The sequence below is a fragment of the Vibrio sp. YQ_11 genome, from assembly GCF_043103065.1.
GTDB classification, from domain to species: Bacteria; Pseudomonadota; Gammaproteobacteria; order Enterobacterales; family Vibrionaceae; genus Vibrio; species Vibrio parahaemolyticus.
In genome coordinates, this window is sequence record NZ_JBICJM010000006.1 from 361,956 (window position 1) to 380,260 (window position 18,305).

The 18,305-nt window shown below is 45.8% G+C and carries 19 protein-coding genes; 12 read left to right on the forward strand and 7 right to left on the reverse strand.

Annotated elements, in window-relative coordinates:
- Window positions 1-693 precede the first annotated feature (693 nt).
- Window positions 694-2,211: a phospholipase D family protein gene (locus ACF8EG_RS04070; RefSeq protein WP_024103818.1), complete on the forward strand. Its 1,518-nt coding sequence runs from the start codon at window positions 694-696 to the stop codon at window positions 2,209-2,211.
- Between the two features lie 123 nt (window positions 2,212-2,334).
- Window positions 2,335-2,922, forward strand: coding sequence for a trans-aconitate 2-methyltransferase (locus ACF8EG_RS04075; protein ID WP_069504894.1), 588 nt, complete (start codon window positions 2,335-2,337; stop codon window positions 2,920-2,922).
- 68 nt (window positions 2,923-2,990) lie between these two features.
- Here ACF8EG_RS04075 and ACF8EG_RS04080 read toward each other — a convergent pair whose 3' ends face one another.
- The gene (locus ACF8EG_RS04080) at window positions 2,991-3,461 is read right to left on the reverse strand and encodes an ASCH domain-containing protein (protein WP_069504896.1); all 471 of its coding nucleotides are present in this window, start codon (window positions 3,459-3,461) and stop codon (window positions 2,991-2,993) included.
- A 238-nt stretch (window positions 3,462-3,699) separates the two neighbouring features.
- On the opposite strand from ACF8EG_RS04080, the gene ACF8EG_RS04085 reads away from it, so the two are divergent.
- Both ACF8EG_RS04085 and ACF8EG_RS04090 read left to right on the forward strand, forming a co-directional pair.
- The gene (locus ACF8EG_RS04085; protein ID WP_069504898.1) at window positions 3,700-4,551 is read left to right on the forward strand and encodes a tetratricopeptide repeat protein; all 852 of its coding nucleotides are present in this window, start codon (window positions 3,700-3,702) and stop codon (window positions 4,549-4,551) included.
- Between the two features lie 13 nt (window positions 4,552-4,564).
- Window positions 4,565-4,960 (forward strand): DUF2391 family protein, encoded by a 396-nt coding sequence (locus ACF8EG_RS04090; protein ID WP_005464146.1) that lies wholly within the window; start codon window positions 4,565-4,567, stop codon window positions 4,958-4,960.
- A 9-nt stretch (window positions 4,961-4,969) separates the two neighbouring features.
- On the opposite strand, the gene soxR is transcribed toward ACF8EG_RS04090, so the two are convergent.
- A complete protein-coding gene (soxR, locus tag ACF8EG_RS04095) occupies window positions 4,970-5,401 on the reverse strand; it encodes a redox-sensitive transcriptional activator SoxR (RefSeq protein WP_006741357.1) in 432 nt (143 codons plus the stop codon).
- Between the two features lie 200 nt (window positions 5,402-5,601).
- Here soxR and ACF8EG_RS04100 point away from each other — a divergent pair, with 200 nt between their 5' ends.
- The 5 genes from ACF8EG_RS04100 (at window position 5,602) to fusA (ending at window position 12,313) form a co-directional block, all read left to right on the forward strand.
- A complete protein-coding gene (locus ACF8EG_RS04100; protein ID WP_069504900.1) occupies window positions 5,602-6,810 on the forward strand; it encodes an MFS transporter in 1,209 nt (402 codons plus the stop codon).
- Window positions 6,811-6,964: 154 nt separating this feature from the next.
- Window positions 6,965-7,846, forward strand: a complete 882-nt coding sequence (locus ACF8EG_RS04105) for a LysR family transcriptional regulator (RefSeq protein WP_069504902.1) — start codon at window positions 6,965-6,967, stop codon at window positions 7,844-7,846.
- A 101-nt stretch (window positions 7,847-7,947) separates the two neighbouring features.
- Window positions 7,948-8,952 carry an N-acetyltransferase DgcN gene (gene dgcN, locus ACF8EG_RS04110; RefSeq protein ID WP_069504996.1) on the forward strand — a complete coding sequence of 335 codons (1,005 nt, stop codon included), beginning with the start codon at window positions 7,948-7,950 and terminating at the stop codon, window positions 8,950-8,952.
- 50 nt (window positions 8,953-9,002) lie between these two features.
- Window positions 9,003-9,995: an N-acetyl-D-Glu racemase DgcA gene (gene dgcA / locus ACF8EG_RS04115; RefSeq protein ID WP_069504904.1), complete on the forward strand. Its 993-nt coding sequence runs from the start codon at window positions 9,003-9,005 to the stop codon at window positions 9,993-9,995.
- A gap of 293 nt (window positions 9,996-10,288) precedes the next feature.
- Window positions 10,289-12,313, forward strand: a complete 2,025-nt coding sequence (fusA, locus tag ACF8EG_RS04120; RefSeq protein ID WP_069504906.1) for an elongation factor G — start codon at window positions 10,289-10,291, stop codon at window positions 12,311-12,313.
- Between the two features lie 75 nt (window positions 12,314-12,388).
- Here fusA and ACF8EG_RS04125 read toward each other — a convergent pair whose 3' ends face one another.
- Window positions 12,389-12,583: a hypothetical protein gene (locus ACF8EG_RS04125; RefSeq protein WP_005373920.1), complete on the reverse strand. Its 195-nt coding sequence runs from the start codon at window positions 12,581-12,583 to the stop codon at window positions 12,389-12,391.
- Window positions 12,584-12,770: 187 nt separating this feature from the next.
- On the opposite strand from ACF8EG_RS04125, the gene ACF8EG_RS04130 reads away from it, so the two are divergent.
- The gene (locus ACF8EG_RS04130; protein WP_069504908.1) at window positions 12,771-13,583 is read left to right on the forward strand and encodes an aminoglycoside phosphotransferase family protein; all 813 of its coding nucleotides are present in this window, start codon (window positions 12,771-12,773) and stop codon (window positions 13,581-13,583) included.
- Here the strand turns inward: ACF8EG_RS04130 and nqrM are convergent.
- The 3 genes from nqrM to ACF8EG_RS04145 are packed head-to-tail and all read right to left on the reverse strand — an operon-like array spanning window position 13,561 to window position 14,559.
- Complete coding sequence (nqrM, locus tag ACF8EG_RS04135) at window positions 13,561-13,770, reverse strand: (Na+)-NQR maturation NqrM (RefSeq protein WP_005464141.1); 210 nt, start codon at window positions 13,768-13,770, stop codon at window positions 13,561-13,563. The genes ACF8EG_RS04130 and nqrM overlap by 23 nt on opposite strands.
- A gap of 1 nt (window position 13,771) precedes the next feature.
- A complete protein-coding gene (locus ACF8EG_RS04140; RefSeq protein ID WP_005479888.1) occupies window positions 13,772-14,272 on the reverse strand; it encodes a NifB/NifX family molybdenum-iron cluster-binding protein in 501 nt (166 codons plus the stop codon).
- A complete protein-coding gene (locus ACF8EG_RS04145) occupies window positions 14,269-14,559 on the reverse strand; it encodes a DUF134 domain-containing protein (protein ID WP_005464150.1) in 291 nt (96 codons plus the stop codon). Before ACF8EG_RS04145 ends, ACF8EG_RS04140 begins: the two co-directional genes overlap by 4 nt.
- A 376-nt stretch (window positions 14,560-14,935) precedes the next feature.
- Between ACF8EG_RS04145 and ACF8EG_RS04150 the strand changes: the two genes are divergently transcribed.
- Window positions 14,936-15,460 (forward strand): copper resistance protein NlpE, encoded by a 525-nt coding sequence (locus tag ACF8EG_RS04150; protein WP_020834930.1) that lies wholly within the window; start codon window positions 14,936-14,938, stop codon window positions 15,458-15,460.
- A gap of 216 nt (window positions 15,461-15,676) precedes the next feature.
- On the forward strand, window positions 15,677-16,453 hold the full coding sequence (ompV, locus tag ACF8EG_RS04155) for an outer membrane protein OmpV (RefSeq protein ID WP_005464165.1): 777 nt from the start codon (window positions 15,677-15,679) through the stop codon (window positions 16,451-16,453).
- 89 nt (window positions 16,454-16,542) lie between these two features.
- On the opposite strand, the gene ACF8EG_RS04160 is transcribed toward ompV, so the two are convergent.
- Window positions 16,543-18,201, reverse strand: coding sequence for an ABC transporter substrate-binding protein (locus ACF8EG_RS04160; RefSeq protein WP_031851125.1), 1,659 nt, complete (start codon window positions 18,199-18,201; stop codon window positions 16,543-16,545).
- Window positions 18,202-18,305 lie beyond the last annotated feature (104 nt).

Genomic DNA, 18,305 nt, shown 5'->3' on the forward strand with positions numbered 1-18,305 from the left:
TTTCAACCTAAATGCGACATCAAAAAGCATAATGCTCAATGAGTTAGCAAGTACTCCCTATGAGCAATCGGTGAGTTCATTGCATCTGAAATAGACGAAGATATTTGTACTTCTGTAGCGACTAACAACATGGTGTGTGGCCGTTACATCATTCAACTAACTTGAAACGAAATCATGCAGTTCAAGGCTAGGAACCCGTGTTCGTTGCCTGCTTGCTGAGGCCAATTTCAAGTAAAGTAAGAGAGCTGCGTTTTTCTGTGGTGACTAGCCACAAATAACTATCTATTCAAAGTTAATAAAATTAACAAAAAATTAACCAGATCCGCAAGTTATGCTGACTTACTTCTTTTGTCTCTAGGCAAACGCTGTGCCAAACATTTACCTCAATAAATTCATATGGTTATATATTTCAATTGATTTATTACAGAGCGCTATTGGTTATTATCGCCAGATATTAGTGATAATGACCAATACAACAAGAAACATAAGTAAAATAAATGATTTTGTGCGCCATAAAAATAAACTGAAATTAGGAGAAAAACGCGCCCAATACCGCTTTCTTCCCGCAGTATGATCTCACTTCATGGATTTACTTGACTAAACACTCGTTCTTTAGCCGCGATAACTGCACGTTGAAAGCACTTATGTCTATACTTCAATACAGTAAGGTTTTGTAAGACAAGGAAATGTGCATTGTTACATACGCTCTCCAAATTCATTTTCGCATCCATGTTCTCAGTGCTCTCGGCATGCTCATCAATCGAATCAAATCAGCCAAGTGAGAAATCCACCACTTTCCATTTCGGCTATCAACAAGATTCGGTTCTGGCTCATTACTTTGAAGCTTATGGCGAAGATCCTAAAACCATCACTGGCTTTTACCCGCTCAACCAAGGACACGATGCCCTTCTTGCTCGTACTTCTCTCATCGAGTCCGCACAAAAAAGCTTGGATCTTCAGTACTATATTTATCGCGGTGACGAAACCAGCCAGCTGATCACTTGGCGTTTGTACGAAGCAGCCAAACGAGGCGTCAGAATCCGACTGCTGCTTGATGACATGCAAAAACGTAACGACAACGTCATGGCAGCTCTAAATGCGCACCCCAATATTGAAATACGCCTGTTCAATCCTCATCAATACCGCTCTGCACGAATCTTTGCGTTAACCAGTGACTTCGAACGTCTGAACCGCCGAATGCACAATAAATCGCTGATTGCTGACAGTGTCTCTGCGATTGTCGGTGGACGAAATATTGGTAACGAGTATTTCTCTTTTGAATCAGAAGTAGAGTTCGGCGACTTCGATTTACTGCTCTACGGGGAAGCCGTGCAGCAAACGGCGGATCAGTTTGATCTTTATTGGAACAGCGTACACGCCGTGCCGATGGAGTGGATATCGCCAGAATCTCAAAGCGTCTCCGATGCCGCGATTCAAAAACAAGTCACCAAACTGAACTTGCAAGAGAAATTCTCTTCTGGCCGATACGATTTTACCGCCTTGGATATGTATCAAGACCTCAAACAAGGCAAACTGAACTTGTACTGGGGTGATGGACAAGTTTGGTTCGATTTGCCAGATAAAGTCACGACACACGATAGCCAATTAGTCGGAAACTTAACCGAGCTACTAAAAAGTGTTGAGCACTCTTTCGTGCTCATCTCGCCTTATTTCATCCCAACAGAAGCTGGCACAAAAGCTCTGACGAATGCAGCTAAGCGAGGTGTCGACATCACCATCGTAACCAACAGCCTTGCGTCGAATGACGTCTTTGCCGTTCATGGCTGGTACGCCAAATATCGTGAAGATTTGCTCGAATCCGGCATCAAACTTTGGGAAGTGAAATCCAGCGCGAAGCTCAAGAGTAAATGGAGCTTAACGGGCAGTAGCCGTGCGAGCTTGCACGCAAAGGCAATGACGATTGATGACAAAACACTGTTCGTCGGCTCTATGAACTGGGATCCTCGATCTGCGGCTTTGAATACCGAAATGGCCGTTGTGATTGAACAACCGGAATACGTGCAAACGTTTTTGGCAAAATTACCCAGCCAACTGAAAGACAACGCTTATCGACTCACTCTACGTGACGGAGACATTGTTTGGACAAACACCAAAACTGGTGAAGAATATGATTCGGAACCCGAAGCAGGCGTTTTTCGCCGATTAGGCGCTTGGTTCTCCGGCATTTTACCAATAGAAGATCAACTTTAACTTGGTCACATTCTCTGCATTTCGTTAGCGCCGCAAAAAATAGAGTTGTGTAGGCTAGCTTCAAGGACAGCAAAAACGCTATTCAAATTTGAATGGCGTTTTTTATAACGAAAAGGAAATTCAATGTCAGTTTCATGGGATCCGTACTATCAAAAAGTCGCTCAACAACCACACAGGATCAATGTAGAGAAAGCCCTACAATTTCACACATTAGCAGAGAAAATTGCCGTTGACGCTGGCTGCGGTACAGGGAGAGACTCCAATTTTCTTCTCGCACAAGGCTTTCGTGTTCACGCATTCGACAACAACTCTGATGCAATAAAAACCTGTGAGACGCGTTTTTCTGAACAGTCGAATTTCTCCATCTCGCAAGCGTGTTTCAGCGATTTTGATTACCCTAAGTGCACCCTATTTATTGCTAGCGCCAGCCTGTTCTTTTGTCCAAAAGCGCACTTTGAAAACGTGTGGAATCAAATCGATTCTTCTTTGCCATCAGGTGGTGTTTTCTGCGGAGACTTTTTAGGCGTGAACGACTCTTGGGTCAATTCAAACTCGCATGCTCATCTAACCTCACTCACTCGCCAGCAAGTCGAGCAATGTTTTGAAGGCTATGACATCGTCTCCATGCATGAAAGAGATGAAGATGGCACCACCATAGTCGGGACGCCTAAACATTGGCATGTATTCAGCGTCACGGCAGTGAAACGTTAATCTGAGCGCAGGAATAAAAACAAAAACAGCACCAAACTCGGTGCTGTTTTTTAGTCACTCAACGCTGATTATTCAAATGGATACACCACTTTAAAGCGTTCTAGAACCAGCAAACGTTGCTCATGCCAATCGATGTTCAACTCATCGCACTCGGCTTTAAAAAATGCAGCATGTGCGTCACGCCACCAGTTCAAGGTTCTATCACCTTCGCCTTCTGCGTAGGCAAACTCTGCGGAGACTTCATCATATCGACAAGTGCTCACGTCCGTCATTTGAATTACACAAACAGGCTCACCGTCCCAATTGGTGACGACTTGCAAATGCCCGACCTCTGGCATCGGCTCCCCGTGCTCGCTGTACCACAACTCCATACTGCACGATGCCGTTTTCTGCCCAATACGAACGAGTTCGGCGCACACATTCGCGTTGTATTCATCGGCACAATAGTAGTCAGCACTGACTGATGGAATAGCACTTTTCTGCTCTGGGGAGAGCGAATCAAGATACCGATTTAAGTAGTTTTTTGCTTTTGCGTCCATGCACTTATCACACTTGAGAAAGAATTAAGGACGAGCATAACCAGTTGTAAAACAAAGAACAACTGACCAAAGAATTTACCGTTCACAAACCCGTCTTTCTGCTTCCACTTTTGTCTTGAGCCATAAAAGTTGCGCAAAAGCGTGACAAGCATTTCTTTTGTAATAACTTTGCTAAACGTTTGTTCGATTTGCTATGGTTGCAGGGTCTATCTGTACTCTTCACGCAAAAGGACGTTTTATGCGCTTATTTATTGCCCTCTTCTTCTCCCTGATTCTTTCTCTCCCGACTCTGGCATCCGAAGAAAAATATTCTGAATCAGATCTATTAGATAGACCGTTAATGGAACGCTATATTTTAGATGAACTTAAATCCTTACGTCAGGATTACCAAAGCCTTGAAAAGCAAATGATCACCGAAATCACCGATCGTGAATTAACGGTGGCGGATAAATCGCTGAACTACGCAAATGTGACGGTAACGTACTTCTTCTACATCATCGCGGGCGTGGCATCATTGATCGCCTTTGTAGGTTGGCAGTCGCTGCGCGAGTTTAAACACAACACAAAAGAAATGGCGGACAAGCGATTGGAAAAAATCGCTCAAGAATATGAAAAGAAATTTGTTGCGCTGGAGCGAGATTTAAAACGCAAAACTCGCATCATCAGTGAAAACAACAAAGAGATTGAAAAGATCAACGAAATCCACAACTTGTGGTTACGTGCTCAAAGTTCGCAAACGCCGGAACAACGTATTGAGATTTATGACGAAATCTTGGTAATTCGACCTGGTGACCTTGAAGCATTGACTTACAAAGCCGATGCGGCCATGGAAATAAACGAATACCATTGGGCGCTAAGCATATGTAACCGAGTGCTCGAAGTAGATTACACCAATGGCCCTGCGCTTTACCAACGCGCTTGTGCGTACTCTCGATTAGGGATTGAGGAACAAGCGATTGAAGATCTGGAACGCGCCATTGACTACAGCCCTTCAATTCGCGATTTGTTGGCAGAAGAACGCGATCTTGAATTGCTGCACGGTAACGAGCGATTCGAGAAGCTGTTGCAGCTGAGCAATAACAACGAATAACGGAACCTACAACATGAGCAGCCACTTTAATCTCGAAGATGCCAGCCAAGTGTTAGTTGGCGCTTTTGCCCTTGCTGTGCCTATCTCTTTTTCAGAAGAAGCATGGCGATTGGGTGAAAGCTTACCCATGATAAACCTACTCATGTTGTTAAGCCTTTCTGTGATTTTTCTCAGCTTTTTCGCTTATCAAAGCGTATTTCAAAGCCACATTAGAAAGCGTATTCCCATCTTTGTGTTTCGCGTTGTGATCGCCTATTCCATCGCCGCTATCGTGGTGGCTTTGGTGCTATTTTGTCTCGACAAGTTGCCGCTATTTACTGACCCGATCGTTGCGATAAAACGCGTTATCGTCATCACAATGCCAGCGTCGATGGGCGCGATTGTGGTGGACAGTTTCGACAAAGAATAACGCTTACGCCTATTCTTCTAAGGTTAAATTCGAACCTGAATGATCTTTGCCCAACACATCTTCTGGGTTTCGCAGTGCGCAGGTTTCTAACGACAAACATCCGCAGCCAATGCATCCACCCAAATCGTTTTGTAAGGCTTTGAGTTTTTGAATCTTTTGTTCTAACTGTTCATGCCAATGGCTCGCCATGACTTCCCATTGATCTTTGTTCGGAGCTTGGTGTTTCGGCAGCTCATCTAGCGCATGTTTGATTTCTTCTAACGATAACCCAACTTGCTGAGCCGCTTTAATCACCGCGACACGGCGCAAAACGCTACGGTGGTAGCGGCGCTGATTGCCTTGATTTCTCCAACTCGAAATCAGTCCTTTTTGTTCATAAAAATGCAGGGCAGAGACTTTCACTCCGGAACGTTTTGCCACTTCTCCTACGCTGATTTCCATCCTTGACTTCCCGTGTTTCTATTTTGTTAAAAAAAGCTTTACCTCAAGTTTACTTGAGGCTCTAAAGTTACACCATCTTAAATAACGCTAAACCCAGACGGTCTCGAAATATTGCGTTCAGGACGCATAACTTGGTTGACAAACACAGCACCGCTAGAAGCCAACGTTTTGAAATCCATTGGGAATTTGAGGCAAACATAATGAAAAATAAAACTCAGCCGTACTTAGCAGGCCGCTTCTTCGACAGTATATCCTCTGGCTTGTTCATGATGGCACAGCCATGGGTCATGCTTTCCGAGCCCAAAATGGGCACATTCGTCGCTTTAGTTTCTCTGAGCTGCACCGCGATTTCTTTTCTGACAACGCCTTTCTTTTCCACTTTAGTGGACCGACACTCACGAAAAGCACTCCTCGTGCTCAATCAATGGATTCAATCGGGCATGGCTTTGGTGGTGTTCATTGCTTATTGGTTAGGGTTTGAGTCCCACTGGCTGTTGGCTTTTGCGCAATTGGTGTATTGGGTTTCGAGTAACTTTGCATGGACGACCAACAACGCCTTCACTCAAGAAAATTATCAGCATCACGAATACGCAAAAATTTCGGGGCAGCAAGAAATTGTAATGCAATCCACGACCCTCGGCGCTGGAGCGTTGGGTATTGTTTTGCTTGAAATGTGGGGCATGAAAGAGTTTGCTTTGTTTGCGGCCAGCGCATCCGCTTTAGCGGCGATGTTCTATATTCTGACGCCGTACACCCAACAATTGAGGGTATCAAAGTCCGTTGCTTTCATCGCACAGCTCAAAGAGAGCAAACAAATATTCCGTCTCGAACCCCGCTTTTATGGCTTTATTCTGCTCTCTTGCCTCTCTTATCCTGCATTGACGTATTTGAGCAAATTGGTGCCGATTTGGTTTTCTGAACAAGGCATCTCTGGCGATTGGTTTGCAGGGTTCAACATCAGTTTTGGTCTCGGCTCGTTACTAACAGGTTTCATTGTCACCAAAGTGCTGAGTCGCGCCTCCCATAGCCACATTATGTTTGCTTCGATGGTCATGGTATCTCTAGCGTTTATCGGAATGAGTTTTGCGATAAGCCCGCTGACCATCTTATTGTTTACGGCGCTGTTTGGTGTGTTTAACGCGCTAAATCGCATTGCGAGAGTCAACTGGATGCATCACACCGTAACGGTTCATCAACGAGGTCGCGTCGATGGCGGCATCAGCATGTTTGCCACCACCATTCAATCTCTCAGTTACGTGTTAATCGCGATGTTGAGTCATTACGAGCTAACACAATACGGTTTTGCAATAGCAGCTGTTGTCATGGTGTTAGCAGTGGTTTTGATGGGATTACTCAGCCGAGACGTCGAGCCGTTTAACGACCTGCCCCTTCATGCAGCAGCAAAGTGAAGCATAGAAATTGAGAAGTTGAGAAATTGAAAAAGCGAGATAGGAAGGCAACCAACATCGTCTTCCTATTTTTTACACCAGCACTTTTGCCTCTATCGCTCATCAGCAAGGTTGGGTATTCTGAGGAGACCAACATGAGCAGAGGGAAATCGCAGTGAACTTAAGACAATTGGAAGTCTTTTACGCCATTATGCAAGCTGGAACGGTGTCTGGTGCTGCTCGCTTACTGCACGTTTCCCAGCCCAATGTCACTCGAGTTCTCGCCCATACAGAACAACAACTGAGCTTCGCTTTATTTGAGCGTGTAAAGGGGCGTCTCGTTCCCACTCAAGAAGCCAAAGCCTTATTGCCAGAGGCAGAAAAGGTCTATCAACAACTCGGACAATTTCGTTCCCTGACCAACAAAGTCAAACAGGGAACTCAACATTTACGAGTCGGTGCCCCGCCTGTTTTGGCCGTACACTTGTTAGCACCGACTGTCGCGTTGTTGTCGAAAGAGCACGGCATCTCCTTTGAGCTCTTAACGGCCAATCGCGATGAGCTGTGCTCAGGATTACTGAAACATGAATTGGATCTCGCCATTGCGTTCGGTGAAGAAACACCACCAGCGATCATGGGGCACGTGTTATTGAAAGAAAACTTAGCACTGATCGCTCCTAAAAGCGCAGCGATACCCGCAGAAAAAACCGTCATTTTAGAAGAACTCATCAGTGACGATTTATCCATTATCGGTTTAGATAGCCGAGACCCTCTGGGCTTATTGCTGCATCAAACCTTATCGGCGCGTGACGAGCATTATCAACATGCCATCACCGTGCGCAGCTACTCTGCAGCGGCTGAACTGGTGAAACACCAAGCAGGGTTCGCCATTGTAGACCCATGGACTGCAAAACAATATCGCCAAGATAATGCCGTCTCCGTGCATGCTTTGGAGCCAAACATGTCCTTCTCTGTCTCTATTTTATTCGCAGAGCACACGCCTCAATCCATTGCGACAAAGCAATTTATCACCGCCCTAAAACAACAGATGGTTTAAAGGTATAACTTGAAGTTATACCTGCCTAACAAATAAGCATTCGGTTTCCTAAATCAGTCTGGCTACATTAATGAGCAATAACGATGACGAAGGGAACCATCATGCAAATTGCTCAACCTTACCTACTCTTTCTTGGCTATGTAACCGATCCACTCGCAGCAAAAACTGCGCGTGGCATTTATCAATGGCGACCTGAGATTTGTCTTGGCCAAATCCGCCTGACGCCAGAAACCGTCTCGCTTGGTTTAACCGACATGACACTACAACAAGCGCAGCAGCAAGGAGCAAAAACGTTGGTGCTTGGCACAGCAAATCCAGGAGGCATCATTCCCGAAGCTTGGCAAGCAACCTTACTTGAAGCGGCAGAAATGGGATTTGAAATTGCATCGGGCATGCACCAACGTCTGTCGGAATTTGCTCCTCTTGCCGATCTAGAACAACGCGGATTAACCAAACTGTATGATGTTCGCCATTATGAGGCCCCGCTCAAGGTCGGCAATGGCAAAGCACGCGCAGGCAAGCGAGTACTTACTGTAGGAACAGATTGCTCCGTTGGCAAAATGTACTCTGCCCTTGCCATTGAGCATGCATTAAAGCGTAAAAACTGTCGCGCAAAGTTCAAAGCAACGGGTCAAACTGGAATTCTCATCGCAGGCAGTGGCATTTCAATTGATGCCGTAGTTGCCGATTTTATCTCCGGCGCAGTAGAAACGATCAGCCCCGACTTCACTGACCACGATTGGGACATCATCGAAGGGCAAGGTTCGTTATTTAACCCTTCGTTTGCTGGCGTAAGTTTGGGCTTACTTCACGGCGCACAAGCGGACGCTCTGGTACTGTGCCATGAGATTGGTCGCCCGCACATCCGCAACTTACCACATGCGAGCTTGCCAACCATTGAACAAACGATAGAAGCAAATCTGGCCGCTGCTCGCCTAACAAATCCAAAAGCTCAATTAGTGGGTATTTGCTTAAACACTTCGGCGATCAGCGAAGAAGATGCTGCCCAGTTATGCCAGGATTGGAGCGACAAATATCAGGTGCCCGTCACCGACCCTGTGCGTTTTGGCGTTGATGCGGTTGCAGACAGGCTTCTTACGATTTAGGAAACATTTACGGTTTAGAAAATAACTGCGGTTTAGGGAAAACTAGTGAGATGAAAATTCATGTAGAACCTGTCACGATTGCTATGGCGACACCATTTCGCATCTCTCGCGGCAGTCGGACAGAGTGCCACGTAGTCCGCGTGACAATTGAACATCTAGGCATGATCGCCCAAGGAGAATGCACACCATACCCACGTTATGGTGAATCGGTTGAATCGGTGATTAAGGCGATTTCTCACGCCGCGCATGAACTGCAAAGTTTGTATGCCAAAGGTGATGCGGATGTGATGGCTCTCAAAAGCCAGCTTCAATCGTTATTGCCCGCAGGGGCGGCAAGAAATGCATTGGATTGCGCCCTTTGGCATCTTCGCGCGCTTTTGAGCCACAAGCAGCAGGTTCACGACCTCTTTACGTTACCCGAGGCGATTGTGACGGCGATGACGGTTTCTATCGACACGCCGCAAGCAATGGCCAAACAGGCGCAAGCTTACCTTAGCCAAGGCGTAAAACTGCTAAAGGTAAAACTGGATGGTGAAAACGTGATTGAGCGCGTTGCAGCAGTACGCGATGCCGCGCCGCACGCGCAAATTGTCTTAGATGCGAATGAAGCATGGCAAAACCTCGATCTCGCGACGGTATTTGATCAACTCGAACCGTTTAATATCAGCATGATCGAGCAACCGTTGCCACAAGGCTGTGATGACGTACTCGCCAGCATTCCGCACCCCATTCCACTTTGCGCCGATGAAAGTTGTCACACCAGAGAGCAATTGCATCAACTGCTTGGAAAATACGAGATGGTGAATATTAAGCTAGATAAAACGGGCGGGCTCAGTGAAGCATTATTGCTGGCCGACGATGCAAAAAAACTCGGTTTTAGCCTCATGTCCGGTTGTATGTTGGGGACGTCGCTTGCGATGCGTGCTGCGTTACCCATTGCTGCTCAGGCAAGCGTTGTCGATCTTGATGGCCCGGTGTTGCTCGGACAAGATGTAACGCCTAGCTTAGTTTATAGCGACGGCGAAATCGTTCTTTCCAAGTAGCCTAAACAATCCCGAGGTTTTGATCGAAAAGTCAGAACCTCTGAGTTTATGATCTCGATTAAAAAACAATCAGCCCCATCATGAAATAAGTCACATAAATTATACGGTTATTACGGCATGCTAAGATTACAGTAGTCCAAGAAGGTGGTCTTATGCATCGAGTCATCCGGAAAATGACATGGAAGACGAATAGGCGGTAATCCCGCCCTACTCCAATGCAGTGCGTGGGTTTCTATAGCGACCCACTTCCTAGCAATTCGTAGGTTTTTCACGCCATCTTGCAAGGAGGCTCTATGCCTATAAACAAAATACGCAATATCGCTTTTGTCGGCCAAACCGGGACCGGTAAAACCACGCTGATAGAAAAACTGCTCTTCACCTGCGATGCCACGCACCATTTAGGCAGCGTAGAAAAAGGCGATACCGTTACCGACTTCGACCCTCAATCCATCCAATATCAACACAGTATTGAAGCAACGCCAGTCGCACTGCGCTGGAATAAACACCGGCTCAATATCATCGACACTCCGGGACAAAACGAGTTACTTGGCCGTACGATCAGCGTTTTTCCTGCCGTTGAAACATCCGCCCTTGTCATCGACCCTCAAACCCCACTTAACCAAACTTCCGATCGCTTATTCACCTTTGCAAAAGAGCAGCAAAAATGTCAGATGATCATCATCAATAAGCTCGATAACCACGGTAATCAGTTAGAAAGATTGATGGAGAACATCGTTGAGCATTTTGGGGACCACTGCTTGCCGATCAACTTACCTTCGGCTGACGGGGAATCTGTAGTTGACTGCTATTTCGAACCAGAATTGGGACGAGAAACCTTACTTTCGACGGTAGATGAAACTCATGAGACCTTAATTGACCAAGTTATCGAAGTCGATGAAGAACTGATGGAACTGTATCTGGAACAAGGCTCCGAACTCACCGCAGAGCAACTGCATGATCCGTTTGAAGAAGCACTGAGAACTGGACATGTGATTCCGGTCTGTTTTGTCTCAGCACAAACCGGTGCGGGCGTCGAGCTGCTGCTACGAACCTTGGCGGAGATCATGCCCATGCCAAACGAGGGTAACCCTCCTCTACTGGAAAAGAACGGCAAAAAAATCAAAGTAAATTGCGAAACCTTAGAGCACACCGTCGCACACGTGTACAAAGTCAGCGTCGACCCATATATGGGAAAACTTGCCTACTTACGTGTGTATCAGGGTGAAATCAATGCGGGCAGCCAGCTTTATATTGGCGAAAGCAACAAGGCATTTAAAGTTGGGCACTTATATCAACTGCAGGGCAAAGATAGAACCGAGATCCCTCGTGCGCTTGCGGGCGACTTCTGCGTTTTAGCCAAAGTGGATGATCTCGAATTCGATTCAATCGTTCATGACTCTCACGAAGAAGATGGTGTTCAACTCAAAACGTTGGACCTTCCTGACTCCATGTATTCTTTGTGCTTGAAGCCTCTTAAGCGTGGAGATGAGCAAAAATTAGGAGATGTGCTGAATAAAATTGCCAGTGAAGATCCTTCGCTGCGCATCGAACATCGCGCTCGCACCAACGAAACCATCATCAGCGGCCAAGGGGAGTTTCACCTCAAAGTCGCATTAGAAAAGATGGCGAACGTGTACAAACTGGACGTCGAAACCTGCCAACCAAGCGTCGAATACTTTGAAACCATCACCAAACCTGCCGAAGGGCATTATCGACACAAAAAACAAAGTGGCGGTGCAGGCCAGTTTGGTGAAGTGCAATTGAAAGTTCGTCCACTCGAACGTGGTGCCGGATTTAAGTTCATCAACAAAGTGGTGGGTGGCGCCATTCCAACCGCGCTCATTCCTGCTGTAGAAAAAGGTATTTTGCAAGCGTTAGAGGAAGGCGCGATTTCTGGCAACCCAATTAAGGATGTGGAAGTCACCGTTTATGACGGTAAATATCACTCCGTCGATTCGAAAGAAATTGCGTTTGTCATCGCAGGTAAGAAAGCCTTTTTAGATGCGATTAACAACGCAGATCCTATTGTGCTAGAACCCATTGTCCAGATGGAACTGCACATCCCAACCGCGAACGTTGGCGATGTTTCTGGTGATTTATCTGGAAACCGAGGCTTGATCGAAGGCACCGAGCCAATCGACAGCAGCTTCACCTTACTCAGAGCCAAGTCACCAGTAAATGAGCTGCAAGATTACGCTCGTCGATTACGCTCCATCACTGGTGGTGAAGGCAGCTTTAGTATGACCTTAAGCCATTACGAGCCCGCGCCACCAGCAGTGCAGAAACAAGTCTGCCAAGGCAGTACACAACAAGGTTAATTCCTTACGATTCAAATCAATCATATAAATAAAAAAGCGCCCTCATTTTGAGGGCGCTTTTAGGTAAAAGAAAAATTATTTATCGAGAGACAAACCTATCTGACTGATTTTGCTTTCAAACTCTTCGATGCTGTTCGCTTTGTAAGTCGGAGCACCGTTAAAGTAGCGCGGTTTCTCTGGCAGCATCGCATTTTTCAGCTCTTGTTCTTGGTCGATATTGTCATGGTAAACCGTTACACGATTTGGAATATCCTGCTTCATTACAGCCATTTTGGTTCTCCTTTATTAAGACGAATAGTAAGCGTAGAACGAATTTATCGGAGTACAGGCGTAACTGTGTAAAATTTAGACACCAACGACAAAATCATATTTAAACAGTTGCATTTAATATTTTTGAGGCACTTTGTCGTGGCTATTGGCAAACGTGAGTACAGCGATTAAGGTGAGATTTCTCTACATGAAGACAGGAAGTCCGGTGTCGCAACAAGAACTCAACCAAATGGGCAGTGCCAAAGTTTTTCTCATCGAAAAAGATGGAGTCCAAGTAATAGAAAAACGTAACCCTACTCAAATAGAAGTGGCGTTTTATCAACGCTATGCCGAACAGTTTAACGCGCTTGGAATACACGTACCGCGCTTGATTCAATTAGACGACCAGAAAAACGTTCTGCACATTGAATACGTTCCCCACGCAGTCGAGCAAGCATTCTTACTTGAAGATGGTCGAGTCATTGAACAACTCGTCAAACTGCACCAACTTCCACCAACATCAGATGGTGTTTATCACCGCCATCAGTGGACACCACAAGCGACCCAACAAGCACTCACTACACTTAAACTGGGCTCAGAGACAGAACAGTTCTTCCACAACCTCCAACAACGATCGGCGCACCTTTTCGATGGGCAGAACTTGATCTCCGGAGACTCGAATGCAGGAAACTGGGGACAGCGCGAAAATGGTGAGCTAGTGCTGTTCGACTGGGAACGCTTTTCTACAGGGCATGTCGCGATAGATTTAGCGCCGCTCATCGAAGGCATGGGCACATTTGATGATTACTTGAAGGTGGCAGGCAGATATATAAAGTTCGCCGAGAAAGGTGAAACAACAGAATTGGCGCGCGATATCGGGATAGCAAAAGCGTGGATCGTCGTCGAGGTAGTCAACATACTGGTCTCCAGAAAAAATCCGCAGACCAGCAAATATTTGGACTGGTTTCGACAAACCTTGCCGCAATGGGCCAAAAACCTTAGCGCTCAGGTGATGAGTTAGGCTCTGAGATTTGATACAAGTGACGCTCAGGCTCTGCGCATGTGGTTTCGCAGTTGCATACTTTGTCGACACCGACGTTGTTTAAACCGCCGCAACTTCCTTGAATACGCTTGTTATGAAAGATAACCCCAAGCGACATCAACAAAATAATCGCGAGAAAACCAAGAAAGGTAAACAACCAAACCATACTAACCTGCCTTTTTAATCGACGCCTTTACGCTAAGTATAGCTGGGCTCGATTTTGCGGCGAATAATGCAGCAGCCTGTTTAGGACGTGCTAGCAACGAAGGTTTGGCTTTTTTACCGCCGCAGCCACATGATCCGCACCCACCTTTTTTCTGATGATTGGTTGATGGACGACCTTGCGATGCGTCTGTCAGTGGCTCTCTCGGAACGGCAAGTACATCTTCCAATGAGCTGCGCGTTGAAAGTCTGAACACTTGTTTGCCACTGTGCAAAAGCTTTTCTAATGCGCGCTCGCCGATGTTGCGCACCAGCACAGCTTCTACATTGTAGTCTTGTAAAGATTGGATAAGCTGGGACTTCGCTTTGCAGCCAGCTTGGGGCATTGCAGCGATGTTTGCTAGGTTTTTAAGCATTCCGTCAGTATCAGAATAAATAGCGATGTAAGGCGCTTTGACAAAATGGTTTGCCACCCGCTCACCATCATTAGGAATAGCATAAATCATAAGTTTGACTCCTCATTCGGAAAAACTAATGCATGACCTTCAACTAAACTTTTTGCGACCTTGAACCGCGCACTTTTTACTGTGTTGCCAAAAGTTTGTCTAGATATGCCCATTTGATCTGCGGCTTGTTGTTGGCTGAGTCCCTCTAAATCAGCCAAGCGCAGTGCTTCAAGTTCTTCTGGCAATATGGCGACTTGCTCCAACTGATGGAATGGCACGCCATTGGGCTTGAAACAATGGTGCGCTGCACGGCCGCATATTCTTCTTTCTATTTTTGGTCTTGCCATTATCGTCCCTCTCAAACACTGTGCTACGTTACGCCCAAATTATGGCATATGCCAATAACATTTTTGGCATATGCTAATAATCTAAGTTTGCAAAAATCGTATTTAATAAGATGCTGACTGTTTTCACACCACAACGCATCTTCAATAGCCACTTGCTTAAAGCCAGCTCAATACTCAGTCCTACAATTCAAGCATTTACATGCGTTTGATGATTCTGACTACTTTGTCTCCAAGTCATGGCGCGACGCTTGGATAGCGCCAAAAACACCGGTTTTATTGACACAGATAGATCATTCTATTGCTTTGTTATGACGTAAACGTCGGAAACAGGGCTAATATTAACGGCATACAAAATCTTGATTTAAAGAGGGATAAAATGAAAAAGACAATGTTGGCGTTAACTGGTGCGGTAATTATTCTTGCAGGCTGTCAAGACGAGAAACCAGTAGAAACAAGTGCAGTTGAAGCTCCTCAAGCAGTAGAAATGGAAGTCACTGACACTGAATTGCCTGTCGATGCAGTACCTGTGGAAGAAGAACAAGTGATCACCACAGAAACGTTTGTAGACTCAGAGCACAACGCGAAAAACGCGCTAGATTGGAATGGCGTTTACAAAGGCACACTACCATGTGCTGATTGCGCGGGCATCGACGTGACTCTGACGCTAAATCAAGATGGCAGCTACGTGCTTGAGCAAAACTACCAAGACAAAGAAGATGGCAAGTTCAAATCAGAAGGGCACTTCACTTGGGATGAAAACGGCAGCATCGTAACGCTGACCGACGAAGACGCACCAAACCAATACTTCGTAGGCGAGAACATGCTTATGATGCTAGACATGAACGGTGAGAAAGCAACTGGCGAATTAGCTTCGTTTTACAACCTAACAAAGCAACAATAATCGTCACTCTGACCTGATAGATGTTGAAAACCGAGCCTCCCCAAGCTCGGTTTTTTTGTCTTCCCTAATCTTCCCTTCCCCCAACCATACTGTTTTGTCATTACGCAAAAAGCGAAATCACCGAAAGCCATACATTTCCATACGCTTTGCTGATAGAGGCTTACAACACCATTTTGTACGCTGTTCAAAATAAAATAAACGGTACAGGAAATACAAATGAACAAGACACTTATCGCACTACTAACTTTGGCAGCAGCTGGCACCGCAACGGCAGGTGACACATACATCCGTAACGGCAACATCTACAACAACCAAGGTGGTTGGGTTGCGGAAGTGGGCGTAGCTCAAGGTAGTGACCTATTTAAAGATCAAAAACACAATACTGCACCAATTCTAAACGGTGGTTACCACGGTGAAGACTTCAACGCAGATTTGGGCGGCATCAACTACCGCTTCTTGGGTGAAACCAACGATCTGATCAACATGAGCGCATACGTGGTAGGCAGCGGCATTATTCGTGATGGCGATGTAGCAAAGAGCTTGAAAGGCACACAAAAACGTCGTTTAGCGGTTGATTTAGGTCTAAATACCGATTTCACTCTAGATGAGCACAACGTCATCTCGACATACCTACAACACGACATCAGCGGCGCATACAAAGGTTACTTAGCGGGCGCAACGTACTTCCACATCATGAACTTCGGTAGTGTTGATTTTGTTCCTTTTGCTAACCTAACTTATCAAAGTGAAGACTACGTAGATTACTACTTTGGCATCAAAGATCGTGAAGCGACGGCAAACCGCAAAGCATACAAAGGTGATGCAACGGTAAGCTACGGTCTGGGCTACAAGCTGGTTATGCCAATTAATGACAACTGGCAAATTAACCAAACAACTCAATACACTCGTCTAGGCAGTGGTATCAGTGATTCATCTGTTGTAGATAGCGCAAACCAATGGGTTGTTGGCGCAAGCGTGTCTTACAACTTCTAACTCAGATTTTAATTTAAAATCTAAAAAAGCCATCGTACTGATGGCTTTTTTCTTTCTAGGATATGATGATGCGATTGGCATCAAACGGGCTAACTACTGTGAGCAAGCCAAAGTCGGTGTAAGTCGCTATAGCCTGTATTCTTAACTTGCACGCCCCGAACTTGTTGAGTTTTTGTCACTTCTTCGTAGCCAATGAACAAAGGCAAATAGACATATTGCGCGCGCAGCGCTTCTTCAATACCCAGCAAATGAGAAATCGGTTGTTCATAGGCAATGGCTTCTTGAAGCTGCTCGCGGTGACGCTCCATCTGGTTTTGTTCGAAACTAAAACGTAAGCCAGTCGCCACCGATAGCCATTCAAATACCCCATATTCAAATGGCGCTTCCATGACCTCTTCAATGAACAATAAATCCGCCAAGTGTGAAACTGACTCGGGAAAACTAATGTCTTCCACTTTGATGACCTCTAACTCTAGCCCCGTGCTACGAATCACCTCATGCAACCATTCAGAATGTCGCATCAAGTTCGGGATAGTCCATATCGGTTCAGCAAGCACGACTTTGCCTTGTAGCGTTGGCGCTGTCTCAGCGCTACAACCTGGCTCAAGAGGCGATAACTGAATACTGTCGACGGCACTTTGTGGCTCATGGTGCCGCTTCTGCTGATTAATATAGTTGGCAAGCTGGCGCCACTCTTGTTTCGTCAGTTGCGAATCTCGCCTCTCACGATAGGTGAGATAGGAAAGTGCGCTGATTTTTTCAATCTCAACATGGTCTGAGACTTGATTGAAACTCAGCATATTCAAGTTTTGAACATCGCCGTGAGAAAGCGTAATTTGATCCAAAAGCGCGCGTGCAGAAAAATACTCTTTGTGCGCTTGCAGCGTGATGCTCTCTTTGTTCCAACTGCTGATTCGAAATGGCCCAGTACCGATATGATATGAATAACCCGAGCCAAAAGAGGCCGTGTCTCGACACAATATTGAGGCATGTGGCGTGGCTAACATGTATGGAAAGAATTGGTTTGCGCGTTTGAGCACTATCTTCAAGCAGTTCGGAGTTTCGGCTGTGACGGTTTCAATGCATTGCCAAAGCTCATGAACCGGCCCTTTAATTTGCTTGAGTCTTTCTAAACTCCAAACCACGTCGTCTATACTCAGAAGCTCACCATCATGACGAAAAATGCCCGGCCTTAACCATAACGTCATGACGTTTTCTTCCATTTTCCATTCATGCGCTAAAGCGGGCTCAATGCCACCATTGGAGTTTTGTGTTAGCAGCCCATCATAAACACTTTTGACTACGTGTAATTCGGTATGACGGAAGGTCTCTGCGGGATCGATATTTGAAACCCAGGGATAAGAAGAAATAAGAATGGCGTTTTTAGACTCATTCAGCTCGTTCACTTTTTCCGATGCAATCGTAAGCGAACGAACCGCCGTTTGGCCGAACCAATCGATAAGCTTTGTTATCGAATTCATTCTGCCCCTAGCAAGCTCTTCCACCAAAAACTCGGTCATCGCTTGTTGCAAAGTAATGGTGATACTCAAGCGGCTTGGGTTGCTTCGCCCAATCGCCGGTTGCCAATCCACCCAACCGTAAGCCGCCAGCTTTTTCATCACAATGGAAACGTTACGTCTGGACGTGCAAATCACAGATTCGAGTTCGCTAAGCGTCACTAAATGATGCTTATGCGGTTCAAAATGTTTGAGCAGAAAATCTAAATATCTAAGATTTACATCGTTCACAGTGCTTCCTGAGCGTTTTTCTAAAAACCAAAAATAACACAGGAAGCTTAGTGACCAAACTTCCTGTGTCATATCTATATGAATTCAAACTGAGGGCTTAACTG